Genomic DNA, 25,314 nt, shown 5'->3' with positions numbered 1-25,314 from the left:
AGGAGTTCCTCATGACGAATCGTATCTCTCGCCTCAAAACTGCACTGTTTGCCAATACCCGTGAAATCTCGCTGGAGCGGGCGCTGCTTTATACCGCCAGCCATCGGCAAACCGAAGGCGAACCGGTGATATTGCGCCGGGCGAAAGCAACAGCGTATATCCTTGAACACGTTGAAATTTCGATTCGTGATGAAGAACTGATTGCCGGTAACCGCACCGTAAAACCACGCGCCGGGATTATGTCGCCGGAAATGGACCCTTACTGGCTGCTGAAAGAGCTGGATCAATTCCCGACGCGTCCGCAGGACCGCTTTGCTATCAGCGAAGAAGATAAACGTATCTACCGCGAAGAGTTGTTCCCGTACTGGGAAAAACGTTCGATGAAAGATTTCATCAACGGGCAGATGACGGATGAAGTAAAAGCCGCGACCAGCACGCAGATTTTCAGCATCAACCAGACGGATAAAGGCCAGGGGCACATTATTATTGATTACCCACGCCTGCTGAATCACGGGCTGGGGGAGCTGGTGGCACAGATGCAGCAACATTGTCAGCAACAGCCGGAGAATCACTTTTATCAGGCAGCGCTGTTACTGCTGGAAGCCTCGCAGAAACATATTTTGCGTTACGCCGAACTGGCGGAAACGATGGCGGCAAGCTGCACTGATGGCCAGCGTCGCGAAGAACTGCTGACTATTGCGGAGATCTCCCGCCATAACGCCGAACATAAGCCGCAGACGTTCTGGCAGGCGTGCCAGTTATTCTGGTACATGAACATCATTCTGCAATACGAATCCAACGCCAGTTCGCTGTCTTTAGGGCGCTTCGACCAGTATATGTTGCCGTTCTATCAGGCATCATTAACCCAGGGCGAAGATCCGGCGTTCCTGAAAGAACTGCTCGAATCTTTATGGGTGAAATGCAACGACATCGTGCTGTTGCGCTCCACCAGCAGCGCGCGCTATTTCGCCGGTTTCCCGACCGGCTATACCGCGCTGCTCGGCGGGTTAACCGAAAACGGACGTAGCGCGGTGAACGTGCTTTCGTTCCTTTGCCTCGATGCCTATCAAAGCGTGCAATTACCGCAACCGAACCTGGGGGTGCGCACTAACGCCTTGATCGACACGCCGTTCCTGATGAAAACCGCCGAAACCATTCGCCTCGGCACCGGTATTCCGCAAATCTTTAACGATGAAGTAGTGGTGCCAGCGTTCCTCAACCGTGGCGTTTCGCTGGAAGATGCACGCGACTATTCCGTAGTGGGCTGTGTGGAATTATCTATTCCCGGCAGAACCTACGGCTTGCATGACATCGCGATGTTTAATCTGCTGAAAGTGATGGAAATCTGCCTGCATGAAAATGAAGGCAATGCTGCGCTGACTTATGAAGGTTTACTGGAGCAGATCCGCGCCAAGATCAGCCACTACATCACCCTGATGGTTGAGGGCAGCAATATTTGCGATATCGGTCACCGTGACTGGGCACCTGTACCGCTGCTCTCATCGTTTATCAGCGATTGTCTGGAAAAAGGCCGCGATATTACCGATGGCGGTGCGCGTTATAACTTCTCCGGCGTACAGGGGATCGGTATCGCCAACCTGAGCGATTCTCTCCATGCGTTGAAAGGTATGGTTTTTGAGCAACAGCGTTTAAGTTTTGACGAATTGCTGTCGGTATTAAAAGCCAACTTCGCAACGCCAGAAGGCGAAAAAGTCCGTGCTCGCTTAATTAACCGCTTCGAGAAATACGGTAACGATATCGACGAGGTGGATAACATCAGCGCCGAACTGTTACGCCACTACTGCAAAGAAGTGGAAAAATACCAGAACCCGCGCGGCGGCTACTTCACGCCGGGATCGTATACCGTTTCTGCTCACGTCCCGTTGGGATCGGTGGTTGGCGCGACGCCAGACGGTCGTTTTGCCGGAGAACAGCTGGCAGACGGCGGCTTGTCACCCATGCTGGGCCAGGACGCACAAGGGCCAACGGCGGTACTGAAGTCAGTCAGTAAGCTCGATAATACGCTGCTGTCTAACGGTACGTTGCTGAACGTGAAATTCACTCCGGCGACCTTGGAAGGTGAAGCGGGATTACGCAAACTGGCCGACTTCTTACGGGCGTTTACCCAGCTTAAGTTGCAGCATATTCAGTTTAACGTGGTGAACGCCGACACGTTGCGGGAAGCGCAACAGCGCCCACAAGATTATGCCGGGCTGGTGGTGCGCGTTGCCGGATACAGCGCCTTCTTTGTCGAACTGTCGAAGGAGATCCAGGATGACATCATCCGCCGGACAGCGCATCAGCTGTAACGTTGTGGAAACGCGCCGCGATGATGTGGCGCGCATTTTCAACATTCAGCGTTATTCACTGAATGACGGCGAGGGCATTCGTACGGTGGTCTTTTTTAAAGGCTGTCCGCATCTTTGCCCGTGGTGTGCTAATCCGGAGTCGATCTCCGGCAAAATCCAGACTGTACGCAGAGAGGCGAAATGTCTGCACTGTGCGAAATGTTTGCGTGATGCGGATGAATGCCCCTCCGGTGCGTTTGAACGGATTGGTCGCGATATCAGCCTTGACGCTCTGGAACGGGAAGTGATGAAAGATGACATTTTCTTTCGCACGTCCGGCGGCGGCGTCACGCTTTCTGGCGGCGAAGTGTTAATGCAGGCGGAGTTTGCTACTCTTTTTTTACAGCGGCTTCGGTTGTGGGGTGTGTCATGCGCCATCGAAACTGCCGGAGACGCGCCAGCCAGCAAGCTGTTACCGCTGGCGAAATTGTGCGATGAAGTGTTGTTCGATTTAAAAATTATGGACGCGACTCAGGCGCGGGATGTGGTGAAGATGAACCTGCCACGCGTGCTGGAGAATCTGCGTTTGCTGGTGAGTGAGGGCGTCAACGTGATCCCGCGTTTACCGCTGATCCCTGGTTTCACGCTCAGCCGGGAGAATATGCAGCAGGCGCTGGACGTGCTGATCCCGCTGAATATCAGGCAGATCCATCTGTTACCGTTTCATCAGTACGGCGAACCGAAATACCGCCTGCTGGGGAAAACATGGTCGATGAAAGAGGTGTCTGCGCCGTCGTCAGCCGATGTGGCAACGATGCGTGAAATGGCAGAACGGGCCGGATTTCAGGTTACCGTGGGAGGTTAAAATGGCATACCTGGTGGCAGTAACCGCCTGCGTAAGCGGCGTGGCGCATACTTATATGGCGGCGGAACGGCTGGAAAAGTTGTGCCTGTTAGAGAAGTGGGGCGTCAGCATTGAAACTCAGGGCGCGCTGGGAACGGAGAATCGTTTAGCGGACGAGGATATCCGTCGGGCGGATGTTGCGCTGTTAATTACGGATATCGAGCTTGCCGGTGCTGAGCGATTTGAACATTGCCGCTATGTGCAATGCAGCATCTACGCTTTCCTGCGTGAGCCGCAGCGGGTGATGAGCGCGGTACGCAAAGTGCTTTCTGCGCCGCAGCAAACCCATCTTATTCTGGAGTAGTCGGTTTTTCTGTCAGTTGGCTGTGGTACTGCCGACGATATTCCGACGGTGAGCGTTCGGTATTTTTACGAAACAGACGGCAGAAGTAGTTGCTGTCGACAAAGCCGCAGGCGTGCGCCACTTCTTTTACCTTCAGGTCATAGCCTTTCAATAACGTCTTAGCGTGCTCCAGTCGCGTGTGATTCAGGTATTCGTTAAAACCAATGGCCCCCGTTTTTTGAAACAGGTGCGAGAGGTAATTTGGCGAAATATAGAATGCCTGTGCGACAGATTCGCGGGTAAGCGCGGAGGCATAGCGTTCGTCGATATAATCGCGAATAGCTTCGAATAGAGCCTGGCTACGTGAGGCGGTCTGGATTTGGCTGCCGAGCAAATCGCGGCAGTGGCTAAGCAGGCTGGCGACGATAAGCCTTGCCGTTTGCTGCTCCTGCGGCTGCATTTGCATTTCATTGAGCGTTTGTAGCAGAAAAGAACCAATGCGCGGGCCGCGTCGGGCGACGTGTTGCTTCGCCAGATTTTGATATTGTTTGCCATCCCATTGCACGACGCTGAAGCCGAGTTGCTGTTTGCCAAACAGCACGCTAAAGGTGGTAGCGGGTGTTTTCCATTGTGGGAAATTCCAGCCACCAGCGGCAACGTACAGCACATCGCCGGGAACTAACGTTGCTCCAGCGCCGGTATCAACAAACTCACCTTCCAGCACAATTTCCAGACGTGGAAAATCGACCTGATACGCAAGATCGGGCACCGGGCCGTTACTGCTGGCAAAGTAAATCTGGCGCAGGGACAGCGGGCCGTTGATCAGGCGGGAGAGCAGATAGCTGACGTCGTGATACATGTTATTCCCTTAGGTATGTAGACGGGAAAACAGTAACTGGCATTATGAAAAAAGGCCACCTGAAAAGTGTGGCCTGAGGGGAGTGAGATGTAAACATTGCGGCAGTATCGCATCCGGCAAATAGCGCCAGACGCGATACAAAGGTCATTTACTGATTACCTACCTGATCGCCATACGGCAGAGTGTCGTAATCGATCAGCGCATTTTTCTTGTACGGATTACCAATCCAGCGGGTGGTTTCTTTGAACTGCGGGTTCACCACTGAACGGGTTGGATCGTAACCGTCGTAAGATAAGCCCGCCAAATCTGACCAGGTGTGGATCAGTTCCGCCAGGCTGTATTTACGATCGACATCCTGTGAGAAATCACGCGGATGAGTCGCTTGCCATTTTTCCGACGTCCACAGCAGGAACGGAATGGTGTACATGTGGCGCGTCGGGTTGTCCTCATTACGCCCCTGGGTTTTATGCGGCGGCGTGTCGTAAACCTCTTCACCGTGGTCAGAGAAGTAAACCAGGAATCCGTTCGGGTCTGCCGCTTTAAAGTCTTTAATCAGGCTGGCAACCACATGATCGTTATACAGGTTAGCGTTGTCATAATCGTTATATGACTCCAGCTCTTCCGCGTTTAACCCCGGCGGGACATGATCGGTATTGCCATCAAACTTGCCCTGATTTTCCGGGTAGCGGTATTTGTATTTGATATGCGTACCCAGCAGATGAACGATGATCAGTTTCTTCGGCGCAGGGTCCTTCAGCACTTCCTGGAACGGCTTCAGCACGTTAGTGTCGTATTCACGCGCACTCTGTGTACGTTGCTGGTTCATGTAGTACTGCTTGTCGGTCTGGCGCGAAAATACCGTCAGCATGGTATTGCGGGCGGTCATCGTCTGCTGGTTGGTGATCCAGAAGGTTTTATAACCCGCCTGTTTCATCATGTTCATCAGCGACGGCTGCGTCAGATACAGATCCGGGTTCTTTTCATTGGCAAAGGTCAGCGCCTGTTGCAGGATTTCAATGGTGTACGGACGAGACGTCACCACGTTATTAAACACGGTCAGATTCGGATCGGTTTTATGCAGCGCATCCAGCTCCGGCGTGGTTTCACGCGGATAACCGTACAGACTCATGCGTCCACGCTGGGTCGACTCGCCAATCACCAGCACTAAGGTGCGCGGTTCGTTACCCGATTCATCTTTGAAATTAGCCAGCGGCGGCAGCGCATTGTTTTCGTTGAGTAATTTGGTCAGCGAGTTAAGTTGCTGGCGGTACTGGTAGTAGCCGGAAATAAATTGCCATGGTGCTGCGGGTTCCATTCGCGATGCCAGACTATCCAGCGTTTTTTCAATCGGTTTGCCTTTGATGATGGTGTTCATGGCGATCGGATGCAGAATCAAGCCATAAAGTAGGGCAAAAGAGACAACATAACGCCACGGCTTTGGAATATAGACCGGGCGCAGGCGTGTCCACAGCAGAACTGCCACCGCCGTATAGGCCAGCGCGATAAGCACAATTTTCAGGCTGAAATACTGGCTTAAATACTCGCTAGCTTCGTTGGTGTTGGTTTCGAACATCACAAACAGAACGCTCTGCGAGAACTCCTGACCGTAGATGACGTAGTAGCACAGCGCCGCCAGAGAGGCCGCCCATAGCACCACGCCGATCACTGCGGCTATAATTTTAATCCGCTTCGGAAAGAGGAATGCCGGGATCAACCACAGCGAACTGAATAACAGCGAGTCGCGAATGCCGTTAGTGCCACTATAACCACTGATGTAAATAATGGCCTGTAGCAGAGTAGAGAAAAACCAAAAGTAGAGCAGTGCCCAACCCAGGGCTTTCCAGCTAAAAAGGGGTTTAGCCTGGACTTCTGTGGAATGCATAGTAAGAACCTGTCTTGAAAAAAATATCGCCGAATGTAACGACAATTCCTTAAGGATATCTGAAGGTGTATTCAGAATTTGAATAAAATGCAGACAGAAATATATTGAAAACGAAGGTGTTAGAACAGAAGTATTTCAGAAAACCCTCGCGCAAAAGCACGAGGGTTTGCAGGAGAGGAAGATTAGCCGGTATTACGCATACCTGCCGCAATCCCGGCAATAGTGACCATTAACGCTTGTTCGACGCGAGGATCCGGCTCATGGCCTTCTTTTTCTGCCTGGCGGGAGCGGTGCAGTAACTCGGCTTGCAATACGTTCAGCGGGTCGGTGTAAATATTCCGTAGCTGAATAGACTCTGCAATCCACGGCAGATCGGCCATCAGATGGGAATCGTTGGCAATCGCCAGCACCACTTTGATGTCTTCTTCTTGCAGATTGCGTAACTCTTTACCTAACGGCCACAGTGCTTTGTCTACCAAACGTTGATCATAGTATTCCGCCAGCCACAGGTCTGCTTTGGCGAAGACCATCTCCAGCATACCGAGACGCGTCGAGAAGAATGGCCAGTCGCGGCACATAGCCTCCAGCTCGCTCTGTTTGCCATCTTCGACCACTTTTTGCAGCGCTGTTCCTGCACCCAGCCAGGCGGGGAGCATCAGGCGGTTTTGCGTCCAGGCGAAAATCCACGGAATGGCGCGTAGTGACTCGACGCCGCCGGTTGGGCGACGTTTCGCCGGACGTGAACCCAACGGCAGTTTGCCCAGTTCCTGTTCCGGCGTAGCGGAGCGGAAGTAAGGCACAAAATCTTTGTTTTCACGTACGTAGCCACGGTAGAGATCGCAGGAGATGACTGACAGTTCATCCATAATGCGACGCCAGCTCTCTTTCGGCTCAGGTGGTGGCAGCAGGTTGGCTTCCAGAATCGCCCCGGTGTACAGCGACAGGCTGCTGACGGTGATTTCTGGCAGACCATATTTAAAGCGGATCATCTCGCCCTGTTCAGTCACGCGCAGGCCACCTTTCAGGCTTCCTGGCGGTTGTGACAGCAGCGCCGCATGAGCAGGTGCGCCGCCGCGACCAATGGAACCGCCGCGACCGTGGAACAGCGTCAGCTCAATACCCGCTTTTTCGCAGGTTTTGATTAATGCATCCTGTGCCTGATATTGCGCCCAGGAAGCTGCCATCACGCCCGCATCTTTTGCTGAGTCGGAATAGCCAATCATCACCATCTGTTTGCACTGAATCAGGCCGCGATACCAGTCGATATTCAGCAGCTGGGTCATGACATCGTTGGCGTTGTTCAGGTCATCGAGGGTTTCAAACAGCGGAGCAACCGGCATCGCAAACCCGATACCCGCTTCTTTCAGCAGCAGGTGGACAGCCAGCACGTCGGACGGCGTTTTCGCCATCGAGATCACGTAGGCGGCAATGGAGCCTTGCGGCGCTTCGGCAATCACCTGGCAGGTATCGAGCACTTCGCGCGTTTCGGCGCTTGGTTGCCAGTTGCGCGGTAGAAGCGGACGTTTGGAGTTCAGTTCGCGGATCAGGAACGCCTGTTTGTCGGCTTCTGACCAGCTCTCGTAGTCGCCGATACCGAGGTAGCGGGTCAGCTCGCCCAGCGCTTCGGTATGGCGGGTGCTCTCCTGACGGATATCAATACGGACCAGCGGTACGCCGAAACATTTCACGCGGCGCAGGGTGTCGAGCAGATCGCCGTTGGCGATAATACCCATGCCACACGCCTGAAGTGACTGGTAGCAAGCGTAGAGCGGTTCCCACAGTTCTTCGTTTTGTGTCAGCAGGCCTTCTGGTTTTGGCAGTTCTTCGCCTTTCAGGCGCGCTTCCAGCCATGCCTGTGTCGCCATCAGGCGAGAACGCAGGTTTTTCATCAGATAGCGATACGGTTCTGCGGCACCCTCTTCGCCAACCAGCGCCAGCAGTTCAGGGGTGGCTTCAACCATCGACAGTTCAGAAACCAGAACCTGAATATCTTTCAGGAACAAATCGGTGGCTTTCCAGCGGCTGAGTAGCAGGACGTGACGGGTGATATCGGCAGTGACGTTCGGGTTGCCGTCGCGGTCACCGCCCATCCACGAGGTAAAACGGACCGGAACAAATTCGACGGGCAGTTTGTAGCCGAGATTCTCTTCCAGTTGTTCGTTCAGTTCGCGCAGGTAATTCGGTACGCCTTGCCACAGGCTGTTTTCTACTACGGCAAAGCCCCATTTGGCTTCATCTACCGGGCTTGGACGCAGCTTACGGATTTCATCGGTATGCCATGACTGGGCGATCAACTGGCGCAGGCGGCGCATCAGCTGGTTGTGTTCGTAGTCGGCGATATCTTTGTTATCGAGCTGTTTTAAACAGGCGTTCACTTCCACCATTTTGTGGATCAGTGTCCGACGGGTAATTTCGGTTGGGTGAGCCGTGAGGACCAGTTCCAGCGACAGCGATTCCACTGCTTTTTTTATGGTGTCTTCGCTCAGTTCCGGCTGGTTTTTCAGTTTGCGCAGGGTGCGGGCGATCACTTCCGGGTTGCTGGCAGCTTCGCCTTTCGGCGAAATGCTGTGGTATTGCTCGGCGGTGTTGGCCAGGTTCAGAAACTGACTAAACGCACGCGCAACGGGCAGCAGCTCGTCGTTCGACAAATTTTGTAAGGTGGTGAGCAACTCCTGGCGGTTAGCATCATTGCCAGCGCGTGAAGATTTGGACAACTTACGGATAGTTTCTACGCGTTCAAGAATGTGTTCTCCTAACGCATCCTTGATGGTTTCTCCCAGCACTTTGCCGAGCATACTGACATTACTACGCAATGCGGAATATTGTTCGTTCATATTACCCCAGACACCCCATCTTATCGTTTGATAGCCCTGTATCCTTCACGTCGCATTGGCGCGAATATGCTCGGGCTTTGCTTTTCGTCGTCTTTTATAAAGCCACGTAAAAGCGGTGACGTCAAATGCTGCGAAATCGCTTCAGCAAACGAATAAATAGCAGGAATTTACGCCATTAAATTCACGACGCTTTAAATAAGCGTAACTTATGGGAATGTTAAAAAATCGCCTCGAGTAACACCAAAGGTGTAGGTCGGATAAGATGCGCAAGCATCGCATCCGACATTGTTTGGCCTACGTTTTAATGCCAGCAAAAATGGTGAATTACCTGGGTTATCAGTTCGCGGGTGGGCTTGATAAACCGTGTTTCCAGATATTCATCAGGTTGATGAGCCTGATTAATTGAGCCAGGCCCCAGAACCAGCGTCGGGCATAACGTTTGAATAAACGGCGCTTCGGTACAGTAATTCACCACTTCGGTTTTTGCTCCGAGCAATTTCTCAACCACTTCAACCAGTTGATGATTCGGTGGGCATTCATAGCCAGGGATCGGCGGATGCAGCTCGTCGACCGTCAGACGACCCGGCCAATGTTCGCTCACCGGAGCCAATGCATCGTTAAGCAAACCATTAAGTTCATTGAGTGTCATGCCCGGCAGCGGACGAATATCCATATGCAACTCACAGCAAGCGCAAATACGGTTAGAAGCGTCGCCACCGTGAATATGCCCGAGGTTGAGCGTGGGGTATGGCACGGTAAACGCTTCGTAGTGATAACGTTCTTTCAGCTTATCGCGCAATTGCAAAATATGCCCGATGGCGTCGTGCATCAGTTCGATAGCGTTAACTCCGCGTGCTGGATCGCTGGAGTGGCCCGACTGGCCCTGAATACGGATGGCGTTAGAGATATGACCTTTATGTGCGCGTACCGGTTGTAGTGACGTCGGTTCGCCAATGATGGCGCAATCCGGGCGCAGGGCGGTAGTTTCGGCAAAATAACGCGCTCCGGCCATACTGGTTTCTTCATCGGCAGTCGCCAGAATGTAGAGCGGTTTTGCAAGCTTCGTGACGTCGACATCGCGTAGCGCATCAAGGATAAACGCAAAAAAGCCTTTCATGTCGGCGGTGCCTAAGCCGTAAAGCTTGCCGTCATGCTCCGTCAGTGTAAACGGATCGCGCGTCCAGCGTCCGTCATCAAATGGCACCGTATCGGTATGCCCCGCCAGCAACAAACCGCCAGCCCCCTGTCCGGTACTTGCCAGCATATTAAATTTGTTGCGAGTTCCTGGCACAGGCTGCACTTCCACATTGAAGCCTAAATCTTTAAACCAGTCCGCCAGCAGAGTGATTAAATCTGCATTGCTTTGATCGAGTGCCTCTTCCGTGGCGCTTATTGAAGGTGTGGCAATCAGAGCACGGTAAATCTCGATAAATGGCGGTAATTTGTTTTTCATTGTTGACACACCTCTGGTCATGATAGTATCAATATTCATGCAGTATTTATGAATAAAAATACACTAACGTTGAGCGTAATAAAACCCACCAGCCGTAAGGTGAATGTTTTACGTTTAACCTGGCAACCAGACATAAGAAGGTGAATAGCCCCGATGTTGAATACGCTGATTGTGGGTGCCAGCGGCTACGCTGGCGCAGAGCTAGTGACCTATGTAAATCGCCATCCGCATATGAACATAACCGCTTTGACTGTTTCAGCGCAAAGCAATGATGCGGGAAAGTTAATCTCCGATTTGCATCCGCAGCTAAAAGGCATCGTTGATCTGCCGTTGCAGCCGATGTCGGATATCAGCGAGTTTAGCCCAGGGGTGGACGTGGTGTTTCTCGCCACCGCCCATGAAGTTAGCCACGATTTAGCGCCGCAATTTCTTGAAGCCGGCTGCGTGGTGTTCGACCTTTCCGGCGCGTTTCGTGTTAACGACGCCACCTTCTATGAAAAATATTACGGCTTTACCCATCAGTATCCGGAACTGCTGGAACAGGCAGCCTACGGTCTGGCCGAGTGGTGCGGTAATAAATTAAAAGAAGCGAACTTGATTGCCGTGCCAGGCTGTTATCCGACGGCGGCACAGCTGGCGCTGAAACCGTTGATTGATGCCGATATTCTTGACCTCAATCAGTGGCCGGTAATCAACGCTACCAGCGGCGTGAGCGGTGCAGGACGTAAGGCAGCGATTTCAAATAGTTTTTGTGAAGTTAGCCTGCAACCGTATGGCGTCTTTACCCATCGCCATCAACCAGAGATCGCCACACACCTCGGTGCTGACGTTATCTTCACCCCACATCTGGGCAATTTCCCGCGCGGCATTCTCGAAACTATTACCTGCCGCCTGAAATCGGGTGTGACCCAGGCGCAAGTCGCGCAAGTGTTACAGCAGGCGTATGCCCATAAACCGCTGGTGCGGCTGTATGACAAAGGCGTTCCGGCGCTGAAAAATGTCGTTGGGCTGCCATTTTGCGATATCGGGTTTGCCGTTCAGGGCGAGCATCTGATTATTGTGGCGACCGAAGACAACTTACTGAAAGGCGCGGCGGCACAAGCGGTACAGTGCGCCAATATACGTTTCGGCTATGCGGAAACGCAGTCTCTTATTTAAGGGTGCAATGATGAATCCATTAATTATCAAACTGGGCGGCGTACTGCTGGATAGTGAAGAGGCGCTGGAACGTCTGTTTAGCGCCCTGGTGAATTATCGTGAGTCACATCAGCGTCCGCTGGTGATTGTCCACGGTGGCGGCTGCGTGGTGGATGAGTTGATGAAAGGGCTGAATCTGCCGGTGAAAAAGAAAAACGGCCTGCGGGTGACGCCAGCGGATCAGATAAACATTATCACCGGAGCACTGGCGGGAACGGCAAATAAAACCCTGCTGGCATGGGCGAAGAAACATCAGATTGCGGCCGTAGGTTTGTTTCTCGGTGACGGCGACAGCGTCAAAGTGATCCAGCTTGATGAAGAGTTAGGCCATGTTGGACTGGCGCAGCCAGGTTCGCCTAAGCTTATCAATACATTGCTGGAAAACGGTTATCTGCCGGTGGTCAGCTCCATTGGCGTAACAGACGAAGGGCAACTGATGAACGTCAATGCCGACCAGGCGGCGACGGCGCTGGCGGCAACGCTGGGCGCGGATCTGATTTTGCTCTCCGACGTCAGTGGCATTCTCGACGGCAAAGGGCAACGCATTGCCGAAATGACCGCCGCGAAAGCAGAACAACTGATTGAGCAGGGCATTATTACTGACGGCATGATAGTGAAAGTGAACGCGGCGCTGGATGCTGCGCGCACGCTGGGCCGCCCGGTGGATATCGCCTCCTGGCGTCATGCGGAACAGCTTCCGGCACTGTTTAACGGTATGCCGATGGGTACGCGGATTTTAGCTTAAGTTTTGTTGGCCGGAGGCGCAGCTTTCCGGCATTGAATTTCAAAATAAGGAAACAGAGTTATGGCACTTTGGGGCGGGCGTTTTACCCAGGCAGCAGATCAACGGTTCAAACAATTCAACGACTCACTGCGCTTTGATTACCGTCTGGCGGAGCAGGATATTGTTGGCTCTGTGGCCTGGTCCAAAGCCCTGGTAACGGTCGGCGTGTTAACCGCAGAAGAGCAGGCGCAACTGGAAGAGGCGCTGAACGTGCTGCTGGAAGATGTTCGCGCCAGGCCACAACAAATCCTTGAAAGCGACGCCGAAGATATCCATAGCTGGGTGGAAGGCAAACTGATCGACAAAGTGGGTCAGTTAGGCAAAAAACTGCACACCGGGCGTAGCCGTAATGATCAGGTAGCGACTGACCTGAAACTGTGGTGCAAAGATACCGTTAGCGAGTTGATGACGGCTAACCGGCAGCTGCAATCGGCGCTGGTGGAAACCGCACAAGGCAATCAGGACGCGGTAATGCCAGGTTACACCCACCTGCAACGTGCTCAACCGGTGACGTTCGCGCACTGGTGCCTGGCTTACGTGGAGATGCTGGCGCGTGATGAAAGCCGCTTGCAGGATGCGCTTAAGCGTCTGGATGTCAGTCCGTTAGGCTGTGGCGCGCTGGCGGGAACGGCTTATGAAATCGACCGTGAACAGTTAGCTGGCTGGCTGGGCTTTGCTTCAGCGACCCGTAACAGTCTCGACAGCGTTTCTGACCGTGACCACGTGCTGGAACTGCTTTCTGCTGCCGCTATCGGCATGGTGCATCTGTCGCGTTTTGCTGAAGATCTGATTTTCTTTAACACCGGCGAAGCGGGGTTTGTCGAGCTTTCTGACCGTGTGACTTCCGGTTCATCATTAATGCCGCAGAAGAAAAACCCGGATGCGCTGGAGCTGATTCGCGGTAAATGCGGTCGTGTGCAGGGCGCGTTAACCGGCATGATGATGACGCTGAAAGGTTTGCCGCTGGCTTACAACAAAGATATGCAGGAAGACAAAGAAGGTCTGTTCGACGCGCTCGATACCTGGCTGGACTGCCTGCATATGGCGGCGCTGGTGCTGGATGGCATTCAGGTGAAACGTCCGCGTTGCCAGGAAGCGGCTCAGCAGGGTTACGCCAACGCCACTGAACTGGCGGATTACCTGGTGGCGAAAGGCGTACCGTTCCGCGAGGCGCACCATATTGTTGGTGAAGCGGTGGTGGAAGCCATTCGTCAGGGCAAACCGCTGGAAGAACTACCGCTCAGTGAGTTGCAGAAATTCAGTCAGGTGATTGGCGAAGATGTCTATCCGATTCTGTCGCTACAATCGTGCCTCGACAAGCGTGCGGCAAAAGGCGGCGTCTCACCGCAGCAGGTGGCGCAGGCGATTGCTTTTGCGCAGGCTCGGTTAGAGTAATTGGTTTATATTGCTCCCCTGAAAATGGGGAGCTTACCACGCCTATAAAGTAGCGACACTACGTAGGCGGACTGCCTCAGGCAGAAATTTGTCAGCATTCTGGTGACCTTAAATTTAACGCCCAACCAGAACTATTATTTGTCATATTCCTTTTTATTCTTGCGTCTTCTTTACCTTCACTCTCCCCATGAAAATCATATTTTCAATACATCTATCAATACATATTTTAATTAATTGAATATAATTAATTTCTATTGCTGTGCTCATTTTTAATGATTAATGGAGTTTGTTATGTGATTATTTAACGTGTTGTTTTAACGATGATGGTTAATTATTCAGGTGGTTTTTGAGGGTGTTTTTTCTCCTCGGCGGAAATTTTTATTTTTAATGTGATCACGGTTGAATAATCGCTCTTTCTTTCTTGTATGGTAGTAGGCATAAAATTAAGTTTGAAGCGTCTATTTACAACACAGGAGATTGCAATAATGAAAATTATTGCTGCAGATGTTTTTGTTACTTGCCCAGGACGTAATTTCGTTACGCTTAAAATAACCACTGCAAGCGGACTTTGTGGATTGGGAGATGCCACATTAAATGGTCGCGAATTGTCGGTCGCTTCTTATCTGAAAGATCATCTTTGTCCACAATTAATTGGCCGCGATGCCAGCCGTATCGAAGATATCTGGCAATTCTTTTATAAAGGTGCTTACTGGCGACGTGGCCCCGTCACGATGTCGGCCATTTCTGCCATTGATATGGCGTTGTGGGATATCAAAGCCAAAGCGGCAAATATGCCATTGTATCAACTGCTTGGTGGTGCTTCTCGTGAAGGCGTGATGGTTTATTGCCACACCACCGGGCGCACGATTGATGAAGTCCTTGAAGACTATGCAAAGCACCAGCAGATGGGCTTTAAGGCGATTCGTGTGCAGTGCGGTGTACCGGGTATGCAAACCACTTATGGCCTGGCGAAGGGCAAAGGACTGGCGTATGAACCGGCAACCAAAGGCCTGTGGCCGGAAGAGCAGTTGTGGTCTTCAGAAAAGTATCTCGATTTTACACCGAAGTTATTTGAAGCGGTGCGTAATAAGTTCGGTTTTAACGAACATCTGTTGCATGACATGCACCATCGCCTGACTCCTATCGAAGCGGCGCGCTTTGGGAAGAGCATTGAGGATTACCGCCTGTTCTGGATGGAAGATCCGACGCCTGCTGAGAACCAGGAATGTTTTCGTCTGATTCGCCAGCATACTGTGACGCCGATTGCGGTCGGTGAAGTGTTTAACAGTATCTGGGACTGCAAGCAGTTAATCGAAGAGCAGCTGATTGACTATATTCGCACGACGATTACCCATGCAGGCGGCATTACCGGGATGCGACGGATTGCCGATTTTGCATCGCTTTATCAGGTACGTACCGGTTCGCATGGCCCTTCAGATTTATCGCCTGTTTGTCATGCGGCGGCGCTGCATTTTGACCTCTGGGTGCCAAACTTTGGCGTTCAGGAGTACATGGGCTATTCCGAACAAATGCTTGAAGTCTTCCCGCATAGCTGGCGCTTCGATGAAGGTTATATGCACCCAGGCGATGAACCGGGGCTGGGTATTTCTTTCGATGAGAAACTGGCGGCGAAATATCCGTATGACCCGGCGTATCTCCCCGTCGCACGACTGGAAGATGGCACATTGTGGAACTGGTAATAACAGTTCGCTTAATTATTTTCTGAATAGTCATCAAATCGATTAATTCCGCTCAAGGAGCTAAAAATGGACGTTGATGTGTCAACCAGTGTTGCGGGTAATAAACCGCAACGGATTCGTCGTATTCAGACAGTAACGCTGGTTTTATTATTTATGGCGGGGATCGTTAATTTCCTCGACCGTTCGTCATTGAGCGTGGCAGGCGAAGCGATTCGTGGCGAGTTAGGATTATCGGCGACAGAATTTGGCGTTTTGCTTTCTGCATTTTCTCTGTCTTATGGTTTTTCACAACTCCCTTCCGGTATTTTGCTAGACCGCTTTGGCCCACGAATAGTTTTAGGCGCAGGCTTAATATTCTGGTCATTAATGCAGGCATTAACAGGAATGGTTAATTCTTTTAGCCACTTTATTTTAATGCGTATCGGTCTGGGTATTGGCGAAGCGCCATTTATGCCTGCGGGAGTAAAGTCGATCACCGACTGGTATGCGCAAAAAGAACGCGGCACGGCGCTGGGGATTTTTAACTCATCTACCGTTATCGGTCAGGCTATTGCGCCTCCTGCTCTTGTATTGATGCAGCTGGCATGGGGCTGGCGGGTAATGTTCGTCATCATCGGCGTGGCGGGGATTCTGGTTGGGATCTGTTGGTACGCGTGGTATCGCAACCGGGCGCAGTTTGTCCTGACCGACGAAGAACGGACCTATCTCTCCGCGCCGGTTAAACCGCGTCCACAATTACAATTTAGCGAGTGGCTGGCGCTGTTTAAGCATCGGACAACCTGGGGGATGATTTTAGGTTTCTCTGGCGTCAATTATACCGGTTGGCTCTACATCGCGTGGTTACCCGGTTATTTACAAGCCGAGCAAGGCTTCAGTCTGGCGAAAACCGGTTGGGTGGCGGCGATTCCTTTCCTCGCGGCGGCGGTCGGGATGTGGGTTAACGGTATTGTTGTCGATCGGCTGGCGAAAAAAGGCTACGACCTGGCGAAGACGCGTAAAACGGCTATTGTCTGCGGTTTGATGATGTCGGCATTAGGCACGTTGCTGGTCGTGCAATCCTCCTCGCCAGCCCAGGCTGTAGCGTTTATCTCAATGGCGCTGTTCTGCGTGCATTTCGCGGGAACATCTGCATGGGGACTGGTGCAGGTGATGGTGTCAGAAACAAAAGTGGCTTCCATCGCCGGGATTCAAAACTTTGGCAGTTTTGTTTTTGCTTCCTTTGCTCCGATCGTAACCGGTTGGGTAGTGGATACCACGCACTCGTTTAATCTGGCGCTGGTTATCGCGGCCTGTGTGACGTTCACCGGGGCGCTGTGTTACTTCTTTATTGTCAAAGATCGGATTGAGTAACTGTTACTATCAGGCTCTCTTGCTGTGGGTCTGTAGAATAAAAAAAAGCGGATCCTGGAGATCCGCAAAAGTTCACGTTGGCTTTAGTTATTCGAGTTGAGAAACTCTCGAAACGGGCAGTGACTTCAAGGGTTAAAAGAGGTGCCGCTCCGTTTCTGTGAGCAATTATCAGTCAGAATGCTTGATAGGGATAATCGTTCATTGCTATTCTACCTATCGCCATGAACTATCGTGGCGATGGAGGATGGATAATGAATATTCGTGATCTTGAGTACCTGGTGGCATTGGCTGAACACCGCCATTTTCGGCGTGCGGCAGATTCCTGCCACGTTAGCCAGCCGACGCTTAGCGGGCAAATTCGTAAGCTGGAAGATGAGCTGGGCGTGATGTTGCTGGAGCGGACCAGCCGTAAAGTGTTATTCACCCAGGCGGGAATGCTGCTGGTGGATCAGGCGCGTACCGTGCTGCGTGAGGTGAAAGTCCTTAAAGAGATGGCAAGCCAGCAGGGCGAGACGATGTCCGGACCGCTGCATATTGGTTTGATTCCCACGGTTGGACCGTACCTGCTACCGCATATTATCCCGATGCTGCACCAGACCTTTCCAAAGCTGGAAATGTATCTGCATGAAGCACAGACCCACCAGTTACTGGCGCAACTGGACAGCGGCAAGCTCGATTGCGTGATCCTCGCGCTGGTGAAAGAGAGCGAAGCATTCATTGAAGTGCCGTTGTTTGATGAGCCAATGTTGCTGGCTATCTATGAAGATCACCCGTGGGCGAACCGCGAATGCGTACCGATGGCCGATCTGGCAGGAGAAAAACTGCTGATGCTGGAAGATGGTCACTGTTTGCGCGATCAGGCAATGGGGTTCTGTTTTGAAGCCGGGGCGGATGAAGATACACACTTCCGCGCGACCAGCCTGGAGACGCTGCGCAACATGGTGGCGGCAGGTAGCGGGATCACTTTATTGCCAGCGCTGGCTGTGCCGCCGGAGCGCAAACGCGATGGGGTTGTTTATCTGCCGTGCATTAAGCCGGAACCACGCCGCACTATTGGCCTGGTTTATCGTCCTGGCTCACCACTGCGCAGCCGCTATGAGCAGCTGGCAGAGGCCATCCGCGCAAGAATGGATGGCCATTTCGATAAAGTGTTAAAACAGGCGGTTTAAGCCATTTAGCGCAGCTACCCGATAGGCTTCCGCCATCGTCGGGTAGTTAAAGGTGGTGTTGACGAAGTACTCAATAGTGTTGCCGCCACCTTTCTGTTCCATAATCGCCTGACCGATATGAATAATTTCGGCAGCGCGCTCGCCAAAGCAGTGAATACCCAGAATCTCTTTTGTTTCCCGATGGAACAAAATTTTCAGCGTGCCCACGTTCATGCCGACGATTTGTGCACGTGCCAGATGTTTAAACTGGGCGCGGCCCACTTCATATGGCACTTTCATCGCGGTTAGCTGCTGTTCGGTTTTGCCCACAGAGCTGATTTCCGGGATGGTGTAAATGCCGGTAGGGATATCTTCAATCAGATGTGCGTTGGCTTCACCTTTCACCAGCGCCTGCGCGGCAATGCGCCCCTGGTCATAGGCTGCCGACGCCAGGCTCGGATAACCAATCACGTCGCCCACCGCGTAAACGTGCGGCTGTGCGGTCTGATACATGCTGTTGACCTTCAGCTGTCCGCGACTGTCAGTTTCCAGCCCAATGTTCTGTAACGCCAGCGAATCAGTATTACCGGTGCGACCGTTGGCATAGAGCAGGCAGTCAGCTTTCAGTTTTTTACCCGACTTCAGATGCATGATCACACCGTCGTCACAGCCTTCGATCTTCTCGTACTCTTCGTTGTGACGAATCACTACGCCACTGTTCCAGAAGTGATAGGAGAGAGAATCTGACATCTCTTGATCGAGAAACGCCAACAGCCGATCGCGGGTGTTGATCAGATCCACTTTTACATCCATACCGCGGAAGATCGACGCATATTCACAGCCGATCACTCCAGCACCATAGATAAGTACATGGCGCGGTTCGTGGTGCATGCTAAGAATTGAGTCGCTGTCGTAAATGCGTGGATGGGTGAAATCAACATCTGTTGGATGATATGGACGAGAGCCGCAGGCAATAACAAATTTTTCAGCGGTTAGTGTTTCAACGCTGCCGTCCGGGCAATCCAGCGCCAACGTATGCTCGTCAACAAAGCGAGCGTTTCCCTGCAATATTTCACAGTGATTACGTTCGTAAAATCCCTGACGCATGCGCGTTTGTTGATTAATCACGTTATCGGCATGGTTAAGGATATCGGCAAAAGAAGAGCGGAGCAGTCGCGAATGGTCGCTGTAAAGTGGGTTTTGATTAAATTCTATAATGCGGCTGACGGCGTGACGGAGAGCTTTCGACGGGATGGTGCCCCAGTGGGTGCAACCGCCGCCAACATTTTGATAACGCTCGATAACTGCGACGCGCGCACCTTGCTTAACCAGGCCCATTGCAGCGCCTTCGCCGCCGGGGCCGGAACCTATTACTATGGCATCGTAATCGTAGGAATGTGGCATGGTAGGGCTTACCTGTTCTTATACATAAAAGCAACAGAATGGTAACATTTTATCGCGGGTAAGCCAATTGATCCCCGTCATTTATCTGGCTATATCGTGAGCGGCCTTTGCTTTGTCTGTTTCTTACTTTTGACCTGAACGTTTTATTGGATTTTTATCGACGATACTCTCCGTTTAAGCGGCAGGTTTCCGTTGTACGTAAAAGAACCGGCCAAAGAATTGCAGTAAATATGTTTTATTGCGTTACCGTTCATTCACAACACTGGAGCAATCCAGTATGTTCATTCTCTGGTATAGTGCCAGCAGTACTTTTGGCAAGGATTCAGACATCGTGATGGGCGTAAGAGCGCAACAAAAAGAAAAAACCCGCCGTTCGCTGGTGGAAGCCGCATTTAGCCAATTAAGTGCTGAACGCAGCTTCGCCAGCCTGAGTTTGCGTGAAGTGGCGCGTGAAGCGGGCATTGCTCCCACCTCTTTTTATCGGCATTTCCGCGACGTAGACGAACTGGGTCTGACCATGGTTGATGAGAGCGGTTTAATGCTACGCCAACTCATGCGCCAGGCGCGTCAGCGTATCGCCAAAGGCGGGAGTGTGATCCGCACCTCGGTCTCCACATTTATGGAGTTCATCGGTAATAATCCTAACGCCTTCCGGTTATTATTGCGGGAACGCTCCGGCACCTCCGCTGCGTTTCGTGCCGCCGTTGCGCGTGAAATTCAGCACTTCATTGCGGAACTTGCGGACTATCTGGAACTCGAAAACCATATGCCGCGTGCGTTTACTGAAGCGCAAGCCGAAGCCATGGTGACGATTGTCTTCAGTGCGGGTGCCGAGGCGTTGGACGTCGGCGTCGAACAACGTCGGCAATTAGAAGAGCGACTGGTACTGCAACTGCGAATGATTTCGAAAGGGGCTTATTACTGGTATCGCCGTGAACAAGAGAAAACCGCAATTATTCCGGGAAATGTGAAGGACGAGTAATGAAACAAGCAAATCAAGATAGAGGTACGCTGCTGCTGGCGCTGGTGGCTGGCTTATCGATTAATGGTACTTTCGCAGCGCTGTTTAGCTCCATTGTGCCATTTTCTGTATTCCCGATTATTTCCCTGGTGCTGACAGTTTACTGCCTGCATCAACGTTATCTTAATCGCACTATGCCGGTAGGCTTGCCGGGTCTGGCTGCTGCTTGTTTTATTCTTGGCGTACTGCTGTACAGCACGGTAGTTCGTGCGGAGTATCCGGATATCGGCTCTAACTTCTTCCCGGCAGTACTGTCCGTCATTATGGTGTTCTGGATTGGCGCGAAGATGCGTAACCGTAAGCAGGAAGTTGCTGAGTAATCGAAATCATGCCGGATGCTGATGCATCCGGCATGGGTTTTACTTCGCGGTCAGTAATACGCCGCACTCCATATGGTGCGTGTAGGGGAACTGATCAAACAGAGCCAGACGTTCGACCTTGTGCGTCTGACTTAATGTTTCCAGATTCTTGCATAACGTTTCCGGATTGCAGGAGATATACAGAATACGTGGATACGCCTGCACCATTTTCTCGGTTTCACCGTCCAGACCGCTGCGTGGTGGGTCGACAAAAATGGTTTCGCACTGATAACTCTTTAAATCGATCCCTTGCAGGCGGTTAAACTCGCGTACGCCATTCATCGCCTGAGTAAATTCTTCTGCCGCCATACGAATAATTTGTACGTTATCAATATGGTTAGCGGCAATGTTGTATTGCGCGGCAGCGACCGACGGCTTAGCGATTTCGGTGGCTAATACCCGATCAAAATTGCGCGCCAGTGCTAATGAAAAGTTACCGTTGCCGCAGTACAGCTCCAGTAAATCGCCTTTTGAGCCTTTGGTTACGTCCAGCGCCCATTCCAGCATCTGAATATTCATCGCCGCGTTCGGCTGGGTAAAGCTGTTTTCTACCTGACGGTAGATCATCTCTTTCCCTGCGACCGGCAGACGTTCATCGATGTAATCTTGATCCAGCTCGATTTTGGTTTTCGTTGCCCGACCAATCAGATGCACATTCAGATTCTGCGCTCGCAGTGCATCGCGCAGGGCTTCCGCTTCCTGACGCCACTCATCATCCAGCTTCTTATGGTACAGCAGGGAAACCACCGCCTGATTACTCAGCGTGGTGAGGTAATCAATCTGGAACAACTTGTGGCGCAGAACGGGATTATTACGCACACCCGCAATCATCGCCGTCATCAACTGGTTGATAAGTTCACTGGCGGCGGGGAAGCTATCCACGCGGATGCGGCTTTTGGTTTGTTGATCGAAAATGATGTGGTACAGGTCATCGCCATCGTGCCAGATGCGGAACTCCGCGCGCATCCGGTAATGACTGACCGGCGAGCGAAACACTTCCGGAACCAGGTCAGAAAACGGTGCCATCATACTTTGCAAACGTACCACTTTTTCGGCTAACTGCGCTTCATACTGTTCTGTTGGAAGGTGTTCGGGGGTCATGATGTATCCTGAAAAATTAAAGTACGCGGCGATTGTAGGGATTGCTCATCAGATGTCCAGATCTTGATGAATTCCTATTTGTGAGCTACGTCTGGACAGTAACTTGTTACAACCTGTAGCATCCACTTGCCGGTCCTGTGAGTTAATAGGGAATCCAGTGCGAATCTGGAGCTGACGCGCAGCGGTAAGGAAAGGTGCGATGATTGCGTTATGCGGACACTGCCATCCGGTGGGAAGTCATCATCTCTTAGTATCTTAGATACCCCTCCAAGCCCGAAGACCTGCCGGCTAACGTCGCATCTGGTTCTCATCATCGCGTAATATTGATGAAACCTGCGGCATCCTTCTTCTATTGTGGATGCTTTACAATGATTAAAAAAGCTTCGCTGCTGACGGCGTGTTCTGTCACAGCCTTTTCTGCTTGGGCACAGGATACCAGCCCGGATACTCTCGTCGTTACTGCTAACCGTTTTGAACAGCCGCGCAGCACTGTGCTTGCACCAACCACCGTTGTGACCCGTCAGGATATCGACCGCTGGCAGTCGACCTCGGTCAATGATGTGCTGCGCCGTCTTCCGGGCGTCGATATCACCCAAAACGGCGGTTCAGGTCAGCTCTCATCTATTTTTATTCGCGGTACAAATGCCAGTCATGTGCTGGTGTTAATTGATGGCGTCCGCCTGAATCTGGCGGGAGTGAGTGGTTCTGCCGACCTTAGCCAGTTCCCTATTGCGCTTGTCCAGCGTATTGAATATATCCGTGGACCGCGCTCCGCTGTTTATGGTTCCGATGCAATAGGCGGGGTGGTGAATATCATCACGACGCGCGATGAACCCGGAACGGAAATTTCAGCAGGGTGGGGAAGCAATAGTTATCAGAACTATGATGTCTCCACGCAGCAACAACTGGGGGATAAGACACGGGTAACGCTGTTGGGCGATTATGCCCATACTCATGGTTATGATGTTGTTGCCTATGGTAATACCGGAACGCAAGCGCAGACAGATAACGATGGTTTTTTAAGTAAAACGCTTTATGGCGCGCTGGAGCATAACTTTACTGATGCCTGGAGCGGCTTTGTGCGCGGCTATGGCTATGATAACCGTACCAATTATGACGCGTATTATTCTCCCGGCTCACCGTTGCTCGATACCCGTAAACTCTATAGCCAAAGTTGGGACGCCGGGCTGCGCTATAACGGCGAACTGATTAAATCACAACTCATTACCAGCTATAGCCATAGCAAAGATTACAACTACGATCCCCATTATGGTCGTTATGATTCGTCCGCGACGCTGGATGAGATGAAGCAATACACCGTCCAGTGGGCAAACAATGTCATCGTTGGTCACGGTAGTATTGGTGCGGGTGTCGACTGGCAGAAACAGACTACGACGCCGGGTACTGGTTATGTTGAGGATGGATATGATCAACGTAATACCGGCATCTATCTGACCGGGCTGCAACAAGTCGGCGATTTTACCTTTGAAGGCGCAGCACGCAGCGACGATAACTCACAGTTTGGTCGTCATGGAACCTGGCAAACGAGTGCCGGTTGGGAATTCATCGAAGGCTATCGTTTTATCGCTTCTTATGGCACGTCGTACAAGGCACCTAATCTTGGGCAACTGTATGGTTTCTACGGAAATCCGAATCTGGACCCGGAGAAAAGCAAACAGTGGGAAGGCGCGTTTGAAGGCTTAACCGCTGGGGTGAACTGGCGTATTTCCGGATATCGTAACGATGTCAGTGATTTGATCGATTATGATGATCACACCCTGAAATATTACAACGAAGGGAAAGCGCGGATTAAGGGGGTCGAGGCGACCGCCAATTTTGATACCGGACCACTGACGCATACTGTGAGTTATGATTATGTCGATGCGCGTAATGCGATTACCGACGTGCCGTTGTTACGCCGTGCTAAACAGCAGGTGAAATACCAGCTCGACTGGCAATTGTATGACTTCGACTGGGGTATTACTTATCAGTATTTAGGCACTCGCTATGATAAGGATTACTCATCTTATCCTTATCAAACCGTTAAAATGGGCGGTGTGAGCTTGTGGGATCTTGCGGTTGCGTATCCGGTCACCTCTCATCTGACAGTTCGTGGTAAAATAGCCAACCTGTTCGACAAAGATTATGAGACAGTCTATGGCTACCAAACTGCAGGACGGGAATACACCTTGTCTGGCAGCTACACCTTCTGAACCACGTCCCACCGTGCTGGTGTTTGACTCCGGCGTCGGTGGGTTGTCGGTCTATGACGAGATCCGGCATCTCTTACCGGATCTCCATTACATTTATGCTTTCGATAACGTCGCTTTCCCGTATGGCGAAAAAAGCGAAGCGTTTATTGTTGAGCGAGTGGTGGCAATTGTCACCGCAGTGCAAAAACGTTATCCCCTTGCGCTGGCTGTGGTCGCTTGCAACACCGCCAGCACCGTTTCACTTCCTGCATTACGCGAAAAGTTCGACTTCCCGGTTGTTGGTGTCGTGCCAGCGATTAAACCTGCTGCACGTCTGACGGCAAATGGCATTGTCGGATTACTGGCAACCCGCGGAACTGTTAAACGTTCTTATACTCATGAGCTGATCGCGCGTTTCGCTAATGAATGCCAGATAGAAATGCTGGGCTCGGCAGAGATGGTTGAGTTGGCTGAAGCGAAGCTGCATGGCGAAGATGTTTCTCTGGATGCACTAAAACGTATCCTACGCCCGTGGTTAAGAATGAAAGAGCCGCCAGATACCGTTGTATTGGGGTGTACCCATTTCCCTCTACTACAAGAAGAACTCTTACAGGTGCTGCCAGAGGGAACCCGGCTGGTGGATTCTGGCGCAGCGATTGCTCGCCGAACGGCCTGGCTGTTAGAACATGAAGCCCCGGATGCAAAATCTGCCGATGCGAATATTGCCTTTTGTATGGCAATGACGCCAGAAGCTGAACAATTATTGCCCGTTTTACAGCGTTACGGCTTCGAAACGCTCGAAAAACTGGCAGTTTTAGGCTGATTTGGTTGAATGTTGCGCGGTCGGAAAATTATTTTAAATTTCCTCTTGTCAGGCCGGAATAACTCCCTATAATGCGCCACCACTGACACGGAACAACGGCAAACACGCCGCCGGGTCAGCGGGGTTCTCCTGAGAATCTCAACAGAGAAAAGCAAAAAAATGCTTGACTCTGTAGCGGGAAAGCGTATTATGCACACCCCGCGCCGCTGAGAAAAAGCGAAGCGGCACTGCTCTTTAACAATTTATCAGACAATCTGTGTGGGCACTCGAAGATACGGATTCTTAACGTCGCAAGACGAAAAATGAATACCAAGTCTCAAGAGTGAACACGTAATTC

General features: G+C 51.7%; 19 protein-coding genes and 1 riboswitch. Of the genes, 13 read left to right on the top strand and 6 right to left on the bottom strand.

All coding sequences use genetic code 11. The annotated features are described in order from the left end of the window. Window positions 1–11 precede the first annotated feature (11 nt). Genes ACJHX7_RS20120 through ACJHX7_RS20110 form a run of 3 tightly spaced genes read left to right on the top strand, consistent with a single transcriptional unit; the run spans window position 12 to window position 3,496 of the window. The gene (locus tag ACJHX7_RS20120; protein ID WP_000184837.1) at window positions 12–2,309 is read left to right on the top strand and encodes a formate C-acetyltransferase; all 2,298 of its coding nucleotides are present in this window, start codon (window positions 12–14) and stop codon (window positions 2,307–2,309) included. Then, on the top strand, window positions 2,275–3,153 hold the full coding sequence (locus ACJHX7_RS20115) for a [formate-C-acetyltransferase]-activating enzyme (RefSeq protein WP_094030214.1): 879 nt from the start codon (window positions 2,275–2,277) through the stop codon (window positions 3,151–3,153). The genes ACJHX7_RS20120 and ACJHX7_RS20115 overlap by 35 nt, the downstream gene beginning before the upstream one ends. A 1-nt stretch (window position 3,154) precedes the next feature. After that, a complete protein-coding gene (locus ACJHX7_RS20110; protein ID WP_000323846.1) occupies window positions 3,155–3,496 on the top strand; it encodes a PTS fructose-like transporter subunit IIB in 342 nt (113 codons plus the stop codon). Here the strand turns inward: ACJHX7_RS20110 and ACJHX7_RS20105 are convergent. From ACJHX7_RS20105 to argE, 4 genes are all read right to left on the bottom strand, one after another. Beyond that, window positions 3,483–4,334 (bottom strand): AraC family transcriptional regulator, encoded by an 852-nt coding sequence (locus tag ACJHX7_RS20105; protein ID WP_000274624.1) that lies wholly within the window; start codon window positions 4,332–4,334, stop codon window positions 3,483–3,485. The genes ACJHX7_RS20110 and ACJHX7_RS20105 overlap by 14 nt on opposite strands. 148 nt (window positions 4,335–4,482) lie before the next feature. Continuing rightward, complete coding sequence (locus ACJHX7_RS20100) at window positions 4,483–6,216, bottom strand: phosphoethanolamine transferase CptA (protein WP_094030213.1); 1,734 nt, start codon at window positions 6,214–6,216, stop codon at window positions 4,483–4,485. A 182-nt stretch (window positions 6,217–6,398) separates the two neighbouring features. Continuing rightward, window positions 6,399–9,050 (bottom strand): phosphoenolpyruvate carboxylase, encoded by a 2,652-nt coding sequence (gene ppc / locus ACJHX7_RS20095; protein WP_094030212.1) that lies wholly within the window; start codon window positions 9,048–9,050, stop codon window positions 6,399–6,401. 301 nt (window positions 9,051–9,351) lie between these two features. After that, a complete protein-coding gene (argE, locus tag ACJHX7_RS20090; RefSeq protein ID WP_094030210.1) occupies window positions 9,352–10,503 on the bottom strand; it encodes an acetylornithine deacetylase in 1,152 nt (383 codons plus the stop codon). Window positions 10,504–10,656: 153 nt separating this feature from the next. On the opposite strand from argE, the gene argC reads away from it, so the two are divergent. The 6 genes from argC (at window position 10,657) to oxyR (ending at window position 18,098) form a co-directional block, all read left to right on the top strand. Further along, a complete protein-coding gene (gene argC / locus ACJHX7_RS20085) occupies window positions 10,657–11,661 on the top strand; it encodes an N-acetyl-gamma-glutamyl-phosphate reductase (protein ID WP_000935362.1) in 1,005 nt (334 codons plus the stop codon). Between the two features lie 7 nt (window positions 11,662–11,668). Continuing rightward, a complete protein-coding gene (gene argB / locus ACJHX7_RS20080) occupies window positions 11,669–12,445 on the top strand; it encodes an acetylglutamate kinase (protein ID WP_077884455.1) in 777 nt (258 codons plus the stop codon). Between the two features lie 60 nt (window positions 12,446–12,505). Continuing rightward, window positions 12,506–13,879 carry an argininosuccinate lyase gene (argH, locus tag ACJHX7_RS20075; protein ID WP_094030209.1) on the top strand — a complete coding sequence of 458 codons (1,374 nt, stop codon included), beginning with the start codon at window positions 12,506–12,508 and terminating at the stop codon, window positions 13,877–13,879. Window positions 13,880–14,364: 485 nt separating this feature from the next. Then, window positions 14,365–15,579: a D-mannonate dehydratase ManD gene (gene manD / locus ACJHX7_RS20070; RefSeq protein WP_000690928.1), complete on the top strand. Its 1,215-nt coding sequence runs from the start codon at window positions 14,365–14,367 to the stop codon at window positions 15,577–15,579. 66 nt (window positions 15,580–15,645) lie between these two features. After that, entirely contained in the window at window positions 15,646–16,929 is a 1,284-nt protein-coding gene (locus ACJHX7_RS20065) for an MFS transporter (RefSeq protein WP_097465955.1), read from the top strand. A gap of 251 nt (window positions 16,930–17,180) precedes the next feature. Further along, window positions 17,181–18,098, top strand: a complete 918-nt coding sequence (gene oxyR, locus ACJHX7_RS20060; RefSeq protein WP_001025939.1) for a DNA-binding transcriptional regulator OxyR — start codon at window positions 17,181–17,183, stop codon at window positions 18,096–18,098. Here the strand turns inward: oxyR and sthA are convergent. Next, window positions 18,081–19,481 (bottom strand): Si-specific NAD(P)(+) transhydrogenase, encoded by a 1,401-nt coding sequence (gene sthA, locus ACJHX7_RS20055; protein ID WP_001120806.1) that lies wholly within the window; start codon window positions 19,479–19,481, stop codon window positions 18,081–18,083. The genes oxyR and sthA overlap by 18 nt on opposite strands. Before the next feature lie 331 nt (window positions 19,482–19,812). Here sthA and fabR point away from each other — a divergent pair, with 331 nt between their 5' ends. Further along, window positions 19,813–20,463 carry an HTH-type transcriptional repressor FabR gene (gene fabR, locus ACJHX7_RS20050; protein WP_001309117.1) on the top strand — a complete coding sequence of 217 codons (651 nt, stop codon included), beginning with the start codon at window positions 19,813–19,815 and terminating at the stop codon, window positions 20,461–20,463. Next, entirely contained in the window at window positions 20,463–20,822 is a 360-nt protein-coding gene (locus ACJHX7_RS20045) for a YijD family membrane protein (RefSeq protein ID WP_000806411.1), read from the top strand. Before fabR ends, ACJHX7_RS20045 begins: the two co-directional genes overlap by 1 nt. A gap of 39 nt (window positions 20,823–20,861) precedes the next feature. On the opposite strand, the gene trmA is transcribed toward ACJHX7_RS20045, so the two are convergent. Further along, complete coding sequence (gene trmA, locus ACJHX7_RS20040) at window positions 20,862–21,962, bottom strand: tRNA (uridine(54)-C5)-methyltransferase TrmA (protein ID WP_000187018.1); 1,101 nt, start codon at window positions 21,960–21,962, stop codon at window positions 20,862–20,864. A gap of 113 nt (window positions 21,963–22,075) precedes the next feature. Further along, a riboswitch (cobalamin riboswitch) is annotated at window positions 22,076–22,266 on the top strand. 64 nt (window positions 22,267–22,330) lie between these two features. On the opposite strand from trmA, the gene btuB reads away from it, so the two are divergent. After that, on the top strand, window positions 22,331–24,175 hold the full coding sequence (gene btuB, locus ACJHX7_RS20035; protein WP_094030207.1) for a TonB-dependent vitamin B12 receptor BtuB: 1,845 nt from the start codon (window positions 22,331–22,333) through the stop codon (window positions 24,173–24,175). Beyond that, window positions 24,120–24,977, top strand: a complete 858-nt coding sequence (gene murI / locus ACJHX7_RS20030) for a glutamate racemase (RefSeq protein WP_000201825.1) — start codon at window positions 24,120–24,122, stop codon at window positions 24,975–24,977. Before btuB ends, murI begins: the two co-directional genes overlap by 56 nt. Window positions 24,978–25,314 lie beyond the last annotated feature (337 nt).

It is taken from the genome of Escherichia sp. WS1451 (assembly GCF_046487365.1).
GTDB lineage: Bacteria > Pseudomonadota > Gammaproteobacteria > Enterobacterales > Enterobacteriaceae > Escherichia > Escherichia coli.
The sequence above is the reverse complement of the archived record's forward strand: the minus strand, read 5'-3'. Positions and strand labels throughout refer to the sequence as shown.

Bases quoted from the DNA above. Each gene is read 5' to 3' on its own strand.
- ACJHX7_RS20115 (WP_094030214.1), top strand. From the start codon at position 2,275: ATGACATCATCCGCCGGACAGCGCATCAGCTGTAACGTTGTGGAAACG.
- manD (WP_000690928.1), top strand. From the start codon at position 14,365: ATGAAAATTATTGCTGCAGATGTTTTTGTTACTTGCCCAGGACGTAAT.
- ppc (WP_094030212.1), bottom strand. From the start codon at position 9,050: ATGAACGAACAATATTCCGCATTGCGTAGTAATGTCAGTATGCTCGGC.
- trmA (WP_000187018.1), bottom strand. From the start codon at position 21,962: ATGACCCCCGAACACCTTCCAACAGAACAGTATGAAGCGCAGTTAGCC.
- ACJHX7_RS20100 (WP_094030213.1), bottom strand. From the start codon at position 6,216: ATGCATTCCACAGAAGTCCAGGCTAAACCCCTTTTTAGCTGGAAAGCC.
- murI (WP_000201825.1), top strand. From the start codon at position 24,120: ATGGCTACCAAACTGCAGGACGGGAATACACCTTGTCTGGCAGCTACA.
- ACJHX7_RS20045 (WP_000806411.1), top strand. From the start codon at position 20,463: ATGAAACAAGCAAATCAAGATAGAGGTACGCTGCTGCTGGCGCTGGTG.
- argH (WP_094030209.1), top strand. From the start codon at position 12,506: ATGGCACTTTGGGGCGGGCGTTTTACCCAGGCAGCAGATCAACGGTTC.
- oxyR (WP_001025939.1), top strand. From the start codon at position 17,181: ATGAATATTCGTGATCTTGAGTACCTGGTGGCATTGGCTGAACACCGC.
- ACJHX7_RS20110 (WP_000323846.1), top strand. From the start codon at position 3,155: ATGGCATACCTGGTGGCAGTAACCGCCTGCGTAAGCGGCGTGGCGCAT.
- argB (WP_077884455.1), top strand. From the start codon at position 11,669: ATGATGAATCCATTAATTATCAAACTGGGCGGCGTACTGCTGGATAGT.
- ACJHX7_RS20065 (WP_097465955.1), top strand. From the start codon at position 15,646: ATGGACGTTGATGTGTCAACCAGTGTTGCGGGTAATAAACCGCAACGG.
- sthA (WP_001120806.1), bottom strand. From the start codon at position 19,481: ATGCCACATTCCTACGATTACGATGCCATAGTAATAGGTTCCGGCCCC.
- argE (WP_094030210.1), bottom strand. From the start codon at position 10,503: ATGAAAAACAAATTACCGCCATTTATCGAGATTTACCGTGCTCTGATT.
- ACJHX7_RS20105 (WP_000274624.1), bottom strand. From the start codon at position 4,334: ATGTATCACGACGTCAGCTATCTGCTCTCCCGCCTGATCAACGGCCCG.
- argC (WP_000935362.1), top strand. From the start codon at position 10,657: ATGTTGAATACGCTGATTGTGGGTGCCAGCGGCTACGCTGGCGCAGAG.
- ACJHX7_RS20120 (WP_000184837.1), top strand. From the start codon at position 12: ATGACGAATCGTATCTCTCGCCTCAAAACTGCACTGTTTGCCAATACC.
- btuB (WP_094030207.1), top strand. From the start codon at position 22,331: ATGATTAAAAAAGCTTCGCTGCTGACGGCGTGTTCTGTCACAGCCTTT.